The following is a 14672-nucleotide window of genomic DNA, read 5'->3' on the forward strand; positions in this document are numbered from 1 at the left end:
GCGATGAACTCGGAACTGTCTGAAGGACATATCCGGTCGGGAAAGGTCATGACCGTGCGCGGCGCAATCGCTGTGGATCAACTCGGCGTCACGCTGATGCACGAGCACATCCTCAACGATTGCCGTTGCTGGTGGCACGCCCCCAAGATACCGGAGCGGCAATATCTTGCCGAGGGATTCGTCTGCATGGAAATCCTCGGTGAGCTGCGTCAGGATCCCTTCGTCAACAAGCACAATATCACGCTTGACGACGAACCGCTGGCGATTGCGGAACTGAAGGATTTCGCCACGGCCGGTGGACGGACGGTTGTTGAGCCGACCTGTCAGGGTATCGGCAGAAATCCCTTGGCGCTGCGCAGGATTTCAGAGGCAACCCGGCTCAATATCGTCATGGGGGCGGGTTATTACCTTGCGTCCTCTCACCCCGAAAAGGTGGCCGGGCTGACGGTCGAAGCCATAGCCGACGAGATCGTGCACGAGGCGCTCCACGGTGTCGATGGGACCGATGTCCGCATCGGCCTGATCGGCGAAATCGGTGTTTCCGCGGATTTCACGGCAGCAGAGGAGAAATCCCTGCGGGGAGCGGCGCAGGCGCATGTTCGCACCGGCCTGCCCCTGATGGTTCATCTGCCGGGATGGCTGCGGCTGGGGCATAAGGTTCTCGACATCGTCGCGGAGCAAGGTGCGGATCTGAACCACACCGTTCTTTGCCATATGAACCCTTCCCACGCGGATATTACCTACCAGAGCGAACTCGCAGGCCGCGGCGCCTTTATCGAATATGACATGATCGGCATGGATTTTTTCTATGCCGACCAGCAGGTGCAGTGCCCCAGCGACGAGGATGCCGCCCGTTCGATTGTCACGCTGGCGGAGGGCGGTTACCTCGACCGCATTCTGCTTTCCCACGACGTCTTCCTGAAAATGATGCTGACGCGGTATGGCGGCAATGGCTACGCCTATATTCTCAAACACTTTCTGCCGCGTCTGAAGCGGCACGGGCTCGACGACGCCACCCTTCAAACCCTCATGCGGGATAATCCGCGCTCGGTCTTCCAGGCTAAGACCTGACGAAACTATGGAAATGGAAAGATCATGACAAAAAAAGTGCTCCTCGTCGGTGAAAGCTGGGTCAGCTCCGCCACCCACTACAAGGGCTTCGATCAATTTGGCAGCGTGACGTTTCACCTCGGTGCCGAGCCGCTGGTGAAAGCGCTAGACGGCAGCGAATATGAGCTGACTTACATGACAGCCCATGATGCGGTGGAAAAGTTCCCCTTCGAGATGGCGGGGCTAGACGCGTATGACGTCATCATCCTCTCGGATATCGGTGCGAATTCTCTCCTGCTGCCGCCGGCCGTCTGGCTGCAATCCAAGACCGTGCCGAACCGGTTGAAGCTCATCAAGGCATGGGTAGAAAAGGGCGGCGGCCTGCTGATGGTCGGCGGCTATTTTTCCTTCCAGGGCATCGACGGCAAGGCGCGCTGGCGCCGCACGCCGGTGGAAGACACCCTTCCCGTTACCTGCCTTCCGTGGGACGACCGTGTGGAAATTCCGGAGGGCTCGACAGCCGATATTCTTAAACCCGACCATCCGACCGTCGCAGGCCTTTCCGGCGAATGGCCGCTTCTACTGGGGGTGAACGAGGTCGAGGTGCGTGACCGCCCCGATGTCGAGGTGGTTGCCCGTCTGCCGGAAGATCAGGGTTCCCATCCGCTACTCGTCACCGGACGTTTCGGCCAGGGCCGCACGGCTGCATGGACCTCGGACATCGGCCCGCACTGGCTCTCTCCCGCCTTCTGCGAATGGGACGGCTATGGGCGCCTGTGGAAGAACATTCTCGGCTGGCTGACGGAAAAGCCGTGATCGGCAGGCTCAAGCCCGCAGGATGGTCATCAGTTCTTCATGGCTGGGAAAGGCATCCTGCGTGCCACGGCGGCCGACCGTGATGGCTGCGGCCCTCGCGGCATCCTCAAGGGCGCGCGCATCCACGGCGACGCCGCGACGCGTGGCGGACGCGAGCGCGACACCCGTGAAGCAATCGCCGGCACCCGTGGTGTCGACGATCGTCGCGGGCACGGCCGGCACCTCGATAGCGCCATTGGCAGACACGAGCACGCAACCCTGTCCGCCAAGTGTGACGACAACGAGGCCGACGCCGGCCCGCAGCAGAAAAGCGCCGGCCGCAGCGCCACTCTCGCCTGATAGCGCCTCTGCCTCGATGCGATTGAGGACGGCGATGTCGATGAGCGACAGGACGCTTGCGAACCAGGGTTGCAGGGGCGAAGGATTGAAGGCAGTTGTCAGCCCCTTTGATCTCGCCGCATGGAGAATGGCGAGGGTTGTTTCTTCCGATAGATTGCCCTGCAGGACAACGAGGTCACCCGATACGGCATCACCGAGTGCCTCCAGGGCCGCGTCTTTATCAAGCGCTGCGGCTGCCGACCGGGTGGTGATGATCGAGTTTTCGCCGTCCGGGGTCGTGAGAATGATGGAAATATCGCTACTGGTGCTGTCGACGGGAATGAGTTTTGGTGTCAGGCGCTCACGGCTGAGCGCTTTTTCGATTGCAATGGCGCGGTCGTCCCTGCCGACGGCGGCAACCAGCGTGGTTTCGACACCGCAACGTGAAAGAACGATGGCCTGGTTGCAGCCTTTGCCACCGAGACTGCGCGAGGCCTGCTCGCCGAAGATTGAAGCGCCTGCCTCCGGCAGTGCGGCAATGGAATAGGTTTCATCAAGTGCGATATTGCCGATAACAAAGGTGCGCATGGAGAACTTTCGAAAGGGACTGAAATGCAGACCATATCCGACAATGCGGCCAATGCTATCAAGGAAATTTTCGGTCGAAGCAAGGCGCTGATCGGCATGATCCATTGCCCGGCCTTTCCCGGAGCGCCGCGTTATCGCAACGCGAGCATGGATGCCATCTACGATGCGTGCATGCGCGATGCCGAACGGCTTGTCGAAGGTGGCATGCACGGTCTGATGATCGAAAACCATGGCGACGTGCCGTTTTCCAAGCCCGACGATATCGGGCCGGAAACCTCGGCTTTCATGAGCGTGGTGACAGACCGTATCGTTCGCGCCGCCGGCGTTCCCGTTGGCGTCAACGTGCTGGCCAATGCCCCCATTCCTGCCTTCGCCATCGCCATGGCGGGCGGGGCAAAGTTCATCCGCGTCAATCAATGGGCCAATGCCTATGTGGCCAATGAGGGTTTCATGGAGGGGCGCGCAGCCGAGGCGATGCGCTACCGTTCGTTGCTGCGGGCCGAGCATATCAAGGTTTTTGCCGACAGCCATGTCAAGCATGGCGCCCACGCCATCACGGCGGATCGTAGCATTGATGAGCTGACGCGCGACCTTGCCTTCTTCGACGCCGACGGCGTCATCGCCACGGGCCAGCGCACCGGCAACAGCGCGACCCTGGAAGAAATTGAGGAAATCGGTGCGGCAACACATTTGCCGCTGCTGGTCGGGTCGGGCGTCAATGAAGGCAATATCGTCGACATCCTCAAACGCACCAGCGGCGTGATAGTGGCCTCATCGCTGAAGGAAGGCGGTGTCTGGTGGAACCCGGTCGAACTGTCCCGGGTACGTTCTTTCGTTGCAGCGGCTCAGAGCGGCCTCGATGGCTGAAAAGGAGACAGCAATGGCAAAACTTTCGATCAACGGCGAGAGACTGCTGGCAAATCTTGATCGATTTGCGGCGATCGGCGCGACTGAAAAGGGCGGCGTCAACCGGCAGGCATTGACCGGACTGGATCGTGAGGCGAGACGACTGCTGGCGAAACTCGCCATTGATCGGGGGTTTTCCGTGTTTCAGGATCCCCTTGCCAATCTTTTCATTCGCAGGAGTGGCCGCGACGAGAGCCTTGCACCGCTTCTGATCGGCAGCCATCTGGATAGCCAACCGTCAGGCGGCCGGTTTGATGGAGCGCTGGGAACGCTTTCGGCATTCGAGGTTCTCGAAACGCTCGAAGATTTCAGGATCGATACGGAGCGCCCCATTGAGGTGGTCGCCTTCACCAATGAGGAGGGCTGCCGCTTCGCTCCCGGCTGCATGGGTTCCATGGCTTTTGCTTCCGGTAATATCCCCGACAACTGGCTTCATCTTGTGGCAACGGATGACGGCGCCGGTTTTGCAGGTGAGCTTGACGCCACCCTGAAAAGCCTGCCGGAAGCGACCATGCGCGATCTTGGTTTTCCGGTTTTTGCTTTTGTCGAGGTGCATATAGAGCAGGGTCCATCCCTTGAAAAACAGGGCATTCCCATCGGGATTGTGACGGGTATACAGGGCACACGCTGGCTGAAGGTGTCAATCACCGGCCAAACCGCCCATGCAGGCACAACAGCCCTGGCATACAGACGCGATCCCTTTCATGCTGCGGTCAATGCACTGGGATCGCTTTTCCCCGCCATGATGCCGCAGGATCCTGCGGCCCGGTTCACCGTCGGCCGAATGGCGTTGCAACCTGGCGCCGTCAATGCCATTCCACAATCCGTGACTTTTACCGTCGATATCAGGCATCCATCATCAGAAACGCTCGCCAAGATGGAGAGCAAAATCCGCGCGATCGTGCACGAAGCTGCGACGGGCCAAAAGTGCGACGCGAAGATTGAACAGATATTCGACATGTCACCCGCGAATTTCCAGGATAGCATCGTCTCGGCATTGGACCGCGCTGCGCGGGAGCGCGGTTTTCCGACCGAACGCATGTTGTCGGGCGCATTTCACGATGCACTTTTTATGAACAGGGTCGCCCCATCAGCCATGATTTTTGTTCCTTGCCGCGATGGTCTCAGTCATAACGAGGCAGAACATGTTGAACCTGAACATAGCATGGCGGGATGCGACATGCTTTTAGCTTCGGTTCTTCAAATCCTGCCATTGGTCACCTTCGAAGACCCAGGGCAGGATGCGCGCACATGACCCGATCAGTTCGCTGCCTCAAACGCCAAGGGCAACGACTAGGCCGAGAAAATCAGGAGAGATGTGCTGGCCGAACCGCGTTGCCGTCTGATCCGGCTCGCCGAGGTCAAGGCGCAGATTGGCTACAAGCGCCGTCCCGGTATCTATGGCGGCAGGCCGAAGGCGGCAACGAACTTCGAATCTATTCAGACAGTCCATCGCTTCGGTGACAACCACGACCGTCCACTCCATTTATCAACAAATACCCAAATAAAAAGCCGGCTGCAGAGCCGGCTTTTTTACACGTTACCATAGCGGACGTTTACGCCGCCGAGCGGGCGTTGGCGATAACGCCGACGAGATCGTTGACGATCTGTTCCACCTTCGCGCTGTCGTCGCCTTCCGCCATGACGCGGATCAGCGGTTCCGTACCCGAAGGTCGAATGACGAGACGGCCATTATTGGCCAATGCGCTTTCCGCATCCGCAATTGCCTGCTGCACAACAGGGTTTTCGAGCGGTTTGCCGCCGGAAATCCGCACATTCTTCAAAAGCTGCGGCACAGGCTCGAACTTGCGGCAGACTTCGCTGACCGTGCGGCCCGAGCGCTTGACCTTGGCGAGAACCTGCAAGGCCGCGACAAGGCCATCGCCCGTCGTGCCATAGTCCGACAGGACGATATGGCCGGACTGCTCGCCGCCGACGTTGAAATTGTGGTTGCGCATGTGCTCAACGACATAACGGTCGCCCACTTTGGTGCGGGCAAGGGTAAGGCCCTTGTCGCCCAGAAAGCGTTCCAGCCCGAGGTTAGACATGACGGTCGCGACAATGCCGCCGCCACGCAGCGTGTTGTCGGCAGCCCAGCTATCGGCGATGACAGCCATGAGCTGATCGCCGTCGACGATCTCGCCGCGCTCGTCGACGATGATGACGCGGTCCGCATCGCCATCGAGCGCGATGCCGATATCGGCCCGCACCTCGTGCACCTTCTTCTGCAGCGCTTCAGGATGGGTGGAGCCGCATTCGAGATTGATATTGATGCCGTTCGGCTCATTGCCGATAGTGACGACTTCCGCGCCGAGTTCCCAGAGCGCAGCGGGCGCCACCTTGTAGGCCGCGCCATTGGCGCAGTCGATGGCGATCCGCAGACCGCTCAGCGTCACATCGCGCGGCAGGGTGCGCTTGACGAATTCGATATAACGATAAATGTCGCCGTCCACACGCTTGGCACGGCCGATCTCGCTCGGCTTGGCAAGCTGCGCGTAGATATCCTTGTCGAGAATATCCTCTATCTCCAGTTCCAGCTCATCGGAGAGCTTGTAGCCATCCGGTCCGAAAAGCTTGATGCCGTTGTCGGAGAACGGATTGTGCGAGGCCGAGATCATCACACCGATATCGGCGCGCAGCGAACGGGTCAGCATGGCGACGGCCGGTGTGGGAATGGGCCCGAGCAGGAAGACATCGAGACCGGCGGCGGTGAAACCGGCGACCAGGGCGTTCTCCAGCATGTAGCCGGAAAGGCGCGTATCCTTGCCGATGACGACGCGATGGCGGTGATGGCCACGACGGAATATCGTCCCAACCGCAATGCCCACACGCATCGCCAGATCAGGCGTCATGGGGAATACGTTCGATTGTCCGCGGATACCATCGGTTCCGAAATAACGGCGTGCCATTTGAACTCCAAATCTTTTCCAGCATCCCGGCAAAAGCTGAAAACAGCCGGAAGCGTTTTTGGCTAGATGCCACAAACCAAGATAAACAGCACGTAAATTACCGCAAAAATGGCTTATATCTTGTTACCAAAATGAAAAGGCCACCCGGAAACCCGGATGGCCTTTTACAATTCTCAGCTTGCGCGCACGATCAATGCGGCTGCGGCTCCATGCCGCCGTCGGCCTCGCCGTCGCCCTTGGCTTCGCCGTCACCCTTCACTTCACTGGGGCCGTCCTTCTTGGCGCCGGCTTTCGGCACCGCCGAACCACGGCTGCCGGGAGAATCGTCACCCAGATCGCGCGCGGGCTTTTCACCCCTCAGCAGCGCCTTGATCTCATCACCCGTCAGGGTCTCATATTCGAGAAGACCCTCGGCAATAGCGACAAAGCCATCGTGGTTGTCTGTCAGGATACGCCGTGCTTCCGTGTAAGCCTCGTCGATCAGGCGGCGAACTTCCGTATCGATGGTCTGGGCCGTCGCCTCGGAGACGTTCTTCGACTGCGAGACGGAATGGCCGAGGAAGACTTCCTGCTGATTTTCACCATAGGACACCTGGCCGAGAGCATCGGAGAAGCCCCATTGCGTGACCATGGCGCGGGCAAGCTTGGTGGCCTGCTCGATATCGGAAGATGCGCCCGATGTGATGTTCTCCTTGCCGAAAGTCAATTCCTCGGCAACGCGGCCACCCATCATGATGACGAGACGCGACACCATCCACTTGTAGCTCATGGAATAGCGGTCGCCTTCCGGCAGCTGCATGACCATGCCGAGCGCACGGCCGCGCGGGATGATCGTCGCCTTGTGCAACGGATCGGCCACGGCAACCTTCAGTGCGGTGATGGCATGGCCCGCTTCGTGATAGGCGGTCAGCTTCTTTTCGGCCTCGGTCATGGCGGAGGAGCGGCGCTCCGCACCCATCATGATCTTGTCCTTGGCGTCTTCGAATTCCTGCATGGTGACGACGCGCTTGTTGCGACGGGCAGCCATGAGGGCGGCTTCGTTGACGAGGTTCATCAGGTCCGCACCCGAGAAACCGGGGGTACCGCGGGCCAGAACCTTGAGGTCGACATTCGGCGCCAGCGGCACGTTGCGGATATGCACCTTAAGAATGCGCTCGCGGCCGACAATATCCGGGTTCGGCACGACGACCTGACGGTCGAAACGGCCGGGACGCAGAAGTGCGGGGTCGAGAACGTCAGGGCGGTTGGTGGCGGCGATGAGGATGATGCCTTCATTCGCCTCGAAGCCATCCATCTCGACCAGCAGCTGGTTCAGCGTCTGTTCGCGCTCGTCGTTACCGCCGCCGAGGCCCGCGCCGCGATGGCGGCCGACGGCGTCGATTTCGTCGATGAAGATGATGCAGGGCGCATTCTTCTTGGCCTGTTCGAACATGTCGCGCACACGGCTTGCGCCGACGCCGACAAACATTTCCACGAAATCCGAACCCGAAATCGTGAAGAACGGTACGTTGGCTTCGCCCGCGACGGAACGCGCCAGAAGCGTCTTACCCGTGCCGGGAGGACCAACAAGCAGCACGCCGCGCGGAATTTTACCGCCGAGGCGCTGGAACTTCTGAGGATCGCGCAGGAATTCAACGATTTCCTCGAGGTCCTGCTTGGCTTCGTCCACGCCCGCAACGTCATCAAACGTTACGCGGCCATGGGCTTCCGTCAGGAGCTTGGCCTTGGACTTGCCAAAGCCCATCGCACCACGCGAACCGCCCTGCATCTGCCGCATGAAGAACAGCCAGACACCAAGAATGAGGAACATCGGCAGAAGCGTGCCGAGATAGCTCAGGAAACCGGAGGAACCATCACTTTCGGGACGCGCCACGATGGTAACGTTCTTGCTCTGCAAGCGCTCCATCAGGCTGTCGTCGATGACGGGGGAATAGGTCTGAAAGGCCGTGCCGTTTTCGGTGTAGGTTCCAAGAACCCGGTTACCGGTGACGGTCACGTCGCGAACTCGCCCGGAATCCACATCGCGAAGAAACTGGGAATACGGAATTTCCCGCGAACCCGTTTGCGTCGGCGACGTCTGGAACATGCTGAACAACGCGATCAGCAAGAGGGCGATCACGGCCCACAAGGCGAAATTTCTGAAATTTGGGTTCATCGAACTCCCCGAACTCACACGGACATATCTGCTGCCCGTCATTATGTGCCCCTAACATAAGGACGACATATGCCGTTGCCAAGGCAAAGCGCATTTTCTGATGCGTTTTGGTGTAAAAACTATTCCATGGCAATTCACGAAAAAGAGGCCCGATTTAAACCGGGGGCTGTGGATATGCGGCGCGCCCGAATAAATTGGCGATTGCGTTCGCCAACTCAAGGTCGAAACGTGGCAGGAAAAGATCGAAAGGCGCAAGCCTCGGCGTGATGGTGACGGTCTCCACCCACGAAACCGGCCCGTTGGCCGCTGCGGCAATTTGCGGCAGGCCCGCCATTGCCTGTTTCGCCACGCCAACAGGTACTGACGGAAAAAGTGCGGCGGCTTCCGCAGTATCCCTGGCCCTGCACGCTTTGACATACACTGGAAAAGCCGATCCGTTCTTTACGAAGAAGCGATCGTCCCACAGCATCTGTTCGTATGCGCCAATATGAAGCTCTGGCAGGTTTCGCTGCTCGCGGAACATATAAAGCCCGTCCCGCCGGCGATCGAGCAGGACGCGACCAACCGTCAACCGCCCGTTTTCAGCCCTATTGAGAAACCGCAAAACGCGCTCGAAGCTGCTTGCGGCCGGAAAATATGCCCTTCCGCCAAGGGTTGCGATCAGTGTCGCCAGCCCATGCCGGAACTCGGGAAGATCGGGATTGACACCATCGCCGGCCAATCTGGCGAGCGCAGCATGAAAGACCTGTGTGTGGCCGCGCAGGAAAGCGGCCGTTGTTTCGGAAAGCGCCTGCCTTTTGAAAGAGCTTTCCGCATCAATCCGGATGGGAGAGACGAGAAGCGTCTGCCGTACACGTACTCTTTCATAGCGGGTGTTCTCATTGCTCGGATCGTCAAACCAGTCGCGTGAGCGGGAAGACACATAGTCGCGGATCGCCTGCCTCTCACACCTCAGGAACGGCCGCATGACCCAGTGACGGCCATCGTATAAGACCGCATCCGCCATGCCGGAGAGACCAAGATTGTCAGAACCGCCGTTCCGGGCGGCGCGCATCGCCACGGTTTCCCGCTGGTCGCCGATTGTATGTCCCGTCACGACAAGATCAGCGCCGGTCTCGCGGGCGACCGCGGCAATCAGGCGGTAGCGGGCAAGCCGGGAGGCTTCGGAAAGGCCGGAGACCGGTTTGTCGCCCTCCCATCGGCGGATGAAATGGGGGATGCCAAGTTCGGCGCAGAGCGTCGCCACTTTGCGCGCCTCATCGGCGGATTCCGCTCTTAGGGCGTGGTCGACCGTGACGGCGGAAAGGCGCAACCGTTCGTGACCCATCTCCGCCGCTGCCTCATGCAATGCCAGCAACAGGCCGCAGGAATCACTGCCTCCAGAGATTGCGACAAGGATATGGGCGGGCGTGTGCAGATTTTTGACGAAAGACCTCGCCGCCGCGAGCGGCGCAACAGTCTTTTCGCTCAGAATGCAGGCATCAACCGGCATGGAAATACCCGCCATGGCAGGGAAAAATCAGCAGCTCAGGCGCTTCTGTTCGCTGGCAACCTTGTTCAGCACGGTCTTCGAGGCACTGGGATAACGCTTCGGCACTTCGCGCAGCGTGGCGCAGGCGGTTTCGGTATTGTCGAGGGCAGCGAGCGACATGCCGAGCTTCATCAGCATTTCCGGCGCCTTCGGAGATTTGCCGTAGGCCTGGTGGCCGTTCAAAAAGGTTTTTGCGGCCTCATTGAATTTGCCCTGGGAATATTGCGCCTCGCCCAGCCAGAAGCTCGCATCCGCGGCCTTCGCGCCCTTGGGATAACCCTGCAGATATTGCTGGAACCCCTGTTCCGCCAGCTTGTAGTCACCCGAAAGAACATGGCCGTAAGCGGCCTGATAGATATCGCCTTCACTGGTAAGCGCGGCCGTATTCACCGGATCGGTCTTGCGCTGGCTATTGCCCGTGTTGACGCCAGGAAGGCTGGCGGAGGAATTGTTAGCACCCTGATTCAACGTGCCGCCAACCGGCATTCCCTTGGAATCGAGTTCAATCGAGCCGAGCGTCGTCTCACCCGGCGCGCCTGTCGGGGCACTGGAGGGGACAGACGGAGAAACGGAAGCGCCACCCTCGGGTGGCGTTTCGATGATCGTTGCAACGTCGTCGGTCGGCGGCGTGGCCGGATTGACCGGACTGGCTTCAGCCTTCTTTTTCGGCGCAGCGGTCGGGCTTGCACCCTTGCCGCTTTCCAGTTCCTGGAAGCGGAACTCATTGTCTTCCTGCGCTTTGCGGATCGTCTCCTGCATCTGCAGAAGCTGGAAGCTCATTTCCTCGATACGGCCGTTAAGCTGCCGGATCTGTTCTTCAAGCTGCTGAACCCGATAGGCTTCATTGGCTTGAACCCGGACGACCGGGGGCTGCTGAGAGTTGATCGTGCCGAAGCTACCTCCCGCACCGAACAGCGGACCCGAAACGGCGACGCCGCTCAAGCCGGTGCAGGCTGCAAGCCCCAGCATTCCCGCCACGACAAGTTTCTTCATCTCATTCGTCCTGCCTTAACTGATTTGCACCGGAATGGCGCAAGCCGGATTTTTTCCATATCAACCGAAAAAGCAACTTAACTTCGGCCAAACTATGAAAAAAACAAAAGGCGGCCCAAAGACCGCCTTTCATTCAAGATCACAATAACGTCAGGCACTCACATGCCCGCGCCACCGAGCACCGTCACGGCGCGGCGGTTCTGCGACCAGCAGGAAATGTCGTCGCAAACGGCGACCGGCTTTTCCTTGCCGTAGGAGATGGTCTTCATGCGGCTGGCCGGAACGCCCTGGGAAGCCAGGAAGTCGCGGGTTGCAGCCGCACGACGAGCACCCAGCGCCAGGTTGTATTCGCGCGTGCCGCGTTCGTCCGCATGGCCTTCAACGGTGATGGCGTAGTTCGGATACCGGGCGAGCCACTGAGCCTGGCGCTGCAGGGTCTGCTGGGCGTCAGCGCGGATCGAGGTCGAGTCGGTGTCGAAGAAGATGCGGTCGCCGACATTGACCGTGAAGTCCTGCTGGGAGCCCGGCGTTGCGGAGCCCGCGCCACCGAGGCCGAGTTCACCGGCGCTGTTCGGCATGTTCTTCTTGTTCGCGCAGCCTGCGAGAGCAAGCGCGAGCGTCATGGCGATGACAGCCGGGTTACGGGCCAGTTTCTGCATGGGGCTGAGTGCCGAAATGTGTGTACGGCTCATCGCCGGTCTCTCCTTAGGATTTCAATAACGTTGCCGGAGACTAACTGATCGCGGTTAATAGCCGGCAAACGCTTATGGTTAACAGAAAGGAAATGTCCACCTTTTGCTCCCTCACAACACTTTGCGGCAAGAAAGAGGCGCACTTCCCCATCGTATCAAGTAAAACATGACGGCGCCGGTTCATACCGACGCCGTCATGGCAGTCATATCAGTCCAGAAGCGGCGACCATGCCGGATCCGAAGCGAAAGTCGGCGTCTTGATGAGCTGTTCGTTATAGCCCGTCAGGTCGATCGAATAGAGCTGCGGACCGCCCGCGCCGGCGTTCTGACGGAAGAACATCAGCACGCGGCCGTTGGGCGCCCAGGTCGGACCTTCATTGTGGAAGCCGCTGGTCAGGATGCGCTCGCCCGAACCGTCGGGCTTCATCACGCCGATCGAAAACTTGCCGCCCGACTGCTTGGTGAAGGCGATCAGATCGCCGCGCGGAGACCATACCGGCGTGGAATAGGAACCGTCGCCAAAGGAAACGCGCTGTTGGCCGGAACCATCGGCATTCATGATGTAGATCTGCTGGCGACCGCCACGGTCGCTTTCGAAGGCAACCCGCTGACCATCCGGCGAATAGGACGGCGCGGTATCGATAGCGGCTGTATTCGTCAGCCGCGTCGTGGTGCGCGAGCGCAGGTCCATGGTGTAGATATTGGCGTTGCCATCCTGCTGCAGGCTCATGATAACTTTCTGGCCATCCGGCGAAAAGCGCGGCGAGAAGGTCATGCCGGGGAAATTGCCGACAACTTCACGCTGTCCGGTTTCCAGCTGCAGCAGGTAAACGCGCGGCTGCTGGCCTTCGAAGGACATGTAGGTCACTTCCTGACGGTTCGGCGAAAAACGTGGCGTCAGAACGATATCGTTCGAATTGGTGAGGTTGCGGACGTTGAAACCGTCCTGATCCATGATCGACAGCTGGCGCTTGCGGGCCGTCTTCGGGCCGCTTTCAGAGACGAAAACGACGCGGGTATCGAAATAGCCCTTTTCACCGGTGATGCGCTCATAGATGGCGTCGGCGATGATGTGGGCGACGCGCCGCCAATTTTCCGGCTGGGTGAAGAACTGCTGGCCAGTCATCTGCTGGCCCGCGAACGTATCCCACAGGCGGAATTCGGCGCGCAGGCGGCCATCACTTTCACGCGTGACACGACCGGTCACGAGCGCCTGGGCGTTGATGACCTTCCAGTCCTCGAAACGCGGCTGCTGATCCGGATTGCTGATCTTTTCGATGAAGGCGTTTTTGTTGACCGGCGCGAATAGGCCGGAACGCTGCAGGTCGGCGGCAATCACCGCGGAAACCTGTGCGCCGATGCCGTCGCTCGACATGAAGTCGGTGATGGCGATGGGCAGCGGCTCGACATTGCCCTTGTTGATGTTGATTTCCACCCGCGCAAAAGCCGGTGCGGAGAAAACCGACATGAGGGCCGCGACAGCGAGCACCAGCCGGATCGGCGAAAATATCTTCATGTTGCCAGGCCTTTCAGCATTCATAGCAATTCACTGGGATCGAAGTTCACGACAACTTCGTTCCATGCGTCATATTTATCGGCAGGAAGGTTCGTGAAAGGAGCCGAACGCATGATGGCGCGATACGCTCCGCCGGAAAGAGCACGGCGCGTCCCTTCGGAACCGCCGGTCGCCTCGATCTCGGGCCGACCGATGATCGACCCATCACGGTCGAGCTTCATGGTGACCCGGACGCGAACGTCCGAGGCATCCGCCATGCCGGGAATGATCTGCCAGTTCTTCTGGATCGCGCCGCGCAGCGCATCCATTTCCGTCTGGCTGAGCGTCGAACCGCCCGTCGTCTTCTTGCCGCCAAGCGAGGCCTGTTGGGTGGAACGCTTGGCGCCGCCGCCCGAAGGCGCCTGCTTGTTCAAAAGCGCGGCGATATCGTCAGCGTTAAAATCGCTTTCCTTCGAAGAGGCCGATTTCGCAGTCTCCTGCTTCTTCTCGCCGGGTTTCTTGTCGGAAGGCTTGTCAGTGGACTTCGCCTGATCGGGCTTGGTCTCGGCCGGTTTTTCAGCGGGCTTCTGCTCTGCGGGCTTGGTCTCAGCCTGCTTCGGCTCTTCCGGCTTCGGCGGCTCGGGGCGGGAATTCGGGCGAGGAACGTTCTGCGGCACGGGGATTTCGGCCGGTTCCTGCTGCGCGGGCGGCGGCTCTTCGGCCTTGGTTTCCTGAGGCGGCGGTTCCGTCTTCGGCTGCGGTGCGATCTCGGGCTTGGTTTGCGGCAAGGCGGCCATTTCCTGCGGCTTCGGAGCCGAGGTTTCTTCCTTGACGATTTCCTTTACCTCGTTCGCCTTGGTATCGACGACGGGTTGCGGCTTTTGCTGCTTTGGCGGAGCGGCGGCGCTGAGATTGTCGTTGGGCTTGGTGGTCGGGGTCGGCGGCGCTTCGATATCGGCCGTGTTGTTGCCGACATTCTGGGCGTTCTCGACAATATCCGGCCGCGTAGTCGGCACCGGGGCTGACTTTTCCGCTTTCGGCGCGTTCTTGTCGCCCTGCTGGATCTGGCTCAGTTCCTCGATAGGCACCAGTTCCACCGGCAAGGCCTCGGCCTGCGACACGTCGAGCGGCTCCGGCGAGCCCAGGGAAACAAGGGCGAAAGCCAGAAGCGACGCGTGCACGATCGCGGATGTGGTAAGGCTGCCCTTCATCGCTTTAC

The 14672-nt window shown here is 59.9% G+C and carries 13 protein-coding genes; 5 read left to right on the forward strand and 8 right to left on the reverse strand.

Going from position 1 to position 14672, the window contains the following annotated elements:
* Positions 1-3: 3 nt before the first annotated feature.
* Together AGR1_RS18845 and AGR1_RS18850 are read left to right on the forward strand one after the other, a co-directional pair.
* Positions 4-1071, forward strand: coding sequence for a phosphotriesterase (locus AGR1_RS18845; protein ID WP_149147851.1), 1068 nt, complete (start codon positions 4-6; stop codon positions 1069-1071).
* A 24-nt stretch (positions 1072-1095) separates the two neighbouring features.
* Positions 1096-1866 carry a glutamine amidotransferase gene (locus AGR1_RS18850; RefSeq protein WP_149147852.1) on the forward strand — a complete coding sequence of 257 codons (771 nt, stop codon included), beginning with the start codon at positions 1096-1098 and terminating at the stop codon, positions 1864-1866.
* Positions 1867-1875: 9 nt separating this feature from the next.
* Here AGR1_RS18850 and AGR1_RS18855 read toward each other — a convergent pair whose 3' ends face one another.
* A complete protein-coding gene (locus tag AGR1_RS18855) occupies positions 1876-2772 on the reverse strand; it encodes a ribokinase (protein ID WP_149147853.1) in 897 nt (298 codons plus the stop codon).
* Between the two features lie 24 nt (positions 2773-2796).
* Between AGR1_RS18855 and AGR1_RS18860 the strand changes: the two genes are divergently transcribed.
* From AGR1_RS18860 to AGR1_RS29640, 3 genes are all read left to right on the forward strand, one after another.
* The gene (locus AGR1_RS18860; RefSeq protein WP_077985271.1) at positions 2797-3639 is read left to right on the forward strand and encodes a BtpA/SgcQ family protein; all 843 of its coding nucleotides are present in this window, start codon (positions 2797-2799) and stop codon (positions 3637-3639) included.
* 13 nt (positions 3640-3652) lie between these two features.
* Positions 3653-4933 (forward strand): Zn-dependent hydrolase, encoded by a 1281-nt coding sequence (locus AGR1_RS18865; protein WP_149147854.1) that lies wholly within the window; start codon positions 3653-3655, stop codon positions 4931-4933.
* A 63-nt stretch (positions 4934-4996) separates the two neighbouring features.
* Positions 4997-5227: a hypothetical protein gene (locus AGR1_RS29640; RefSeq protein WP_187772248.1), complete on the forward strand. Its 231-nt coding sequence runs from the start codon at positions 4997-4999 to the stop codon at positions 5225-5227.
* 7 nt (positions 5228-5234) lie between these two features.
* Here the strand turns inward: AGR1_RS29640 and glmM are convergent, their stop codons facing one another.
* From glmM to AGR1_RS18900, 7 genes are all read right to left on the reverse strand, one after another.
* Complete coding sequence (glmM, locus tag AGR1_RS18870) at positions 5235-6587, reverse strand: phosphoglucosamine mutase (protein ID WP_080795035.1); 1353 nt, start codon at positions 6585-6587, stop codon at positions 5235-5237.
* A 190-nt stretch (positions 6588-6777) separates the two neighbouring features.
* Positions 6778-8742 (reverse strand): ATP-dependent zinc metalloprotease FtsH, encoded by a 1965-nt coding sequence (gene ftsH, locus AGR1_RS18875; protein WP_080795034.1) that lies wholly within the window; start codon positions 8740-8742, stop codon positions 6778-6780.
* A gap of 154 nt (positions 8743-8896) precedes the next feature.
* On the reverse strand, positions 8897-10234 hold the full coding sequence (gene tilS / locus AGR1_RS18880) for a tRNA lysidine(34) synthetase TilS (protein WP_149147855.1): 1338 nt from the start codon (positions 10232-10234) through the stop codon (positions 8897-8899).
* 27 nt (positions 10235-10261) lie between these two features.
* Complete coding sequence (ybgF, locus tag AGR1_RS18885) at positions 10262-11266, reverse strand: tol-pal system protein YbgF (RefSeq protein ID WP_162927587.1); 1005 nt, start codon at positions 11264-11266, stop codon at positions 10262-10264.
* 158 nt (positions 11267-11424) lie between these two features.
* Positions 11425-11958, reverse strand: a complete 534-nt coding sequence (gene pal / locus AGR1_RS18890) for a peptidoglycan-associated lipoprotein Pal (protein WP_077985275.1) — start codon at positions 11956-11958, stop codon at positions 11425-11427.
* A 208-nt stretch (positions 11959-12166) separates the two neighbouring features.
* Positions 12167-13474 (reverse strand): Tol-Pal system beta propeller repeat protein TolB, encoded by a 1308-nt coding sequence (gene tolB / locus AGR1_RS18895; RefSeq protein WP_077985354.1) that lies wholly within the window; start codon positions 13472-13474, stop codon positions 12167-12169.
* A gap of 20 nt (positions 13475-13494) precedes the next feature.
* Positions 13495-14664 carry a hypothetical protein gene (locus AGR1_RS18900; RefSeq protein WP_149147856.1) on the reverse strand — a complete coding sequence of 390 codons (1170 nt, stop codon included), beginning with the start codon at positions 14662-14664 and terminating at the stop codon, positions 13495-13497.
* Positions 14665-14672 lie beyond the last annotated feature (8 nt).

Source organism: Agrobacterium sp. B1(2019) (assembly GCF_008274755.1).
Lineage (GTDB): Bacteria > Pseudomonadota > Alphaproteobacteria > Rhizobiales > Rhizobiaceae > Agrobacterium > Agrobacterium salinitolerans.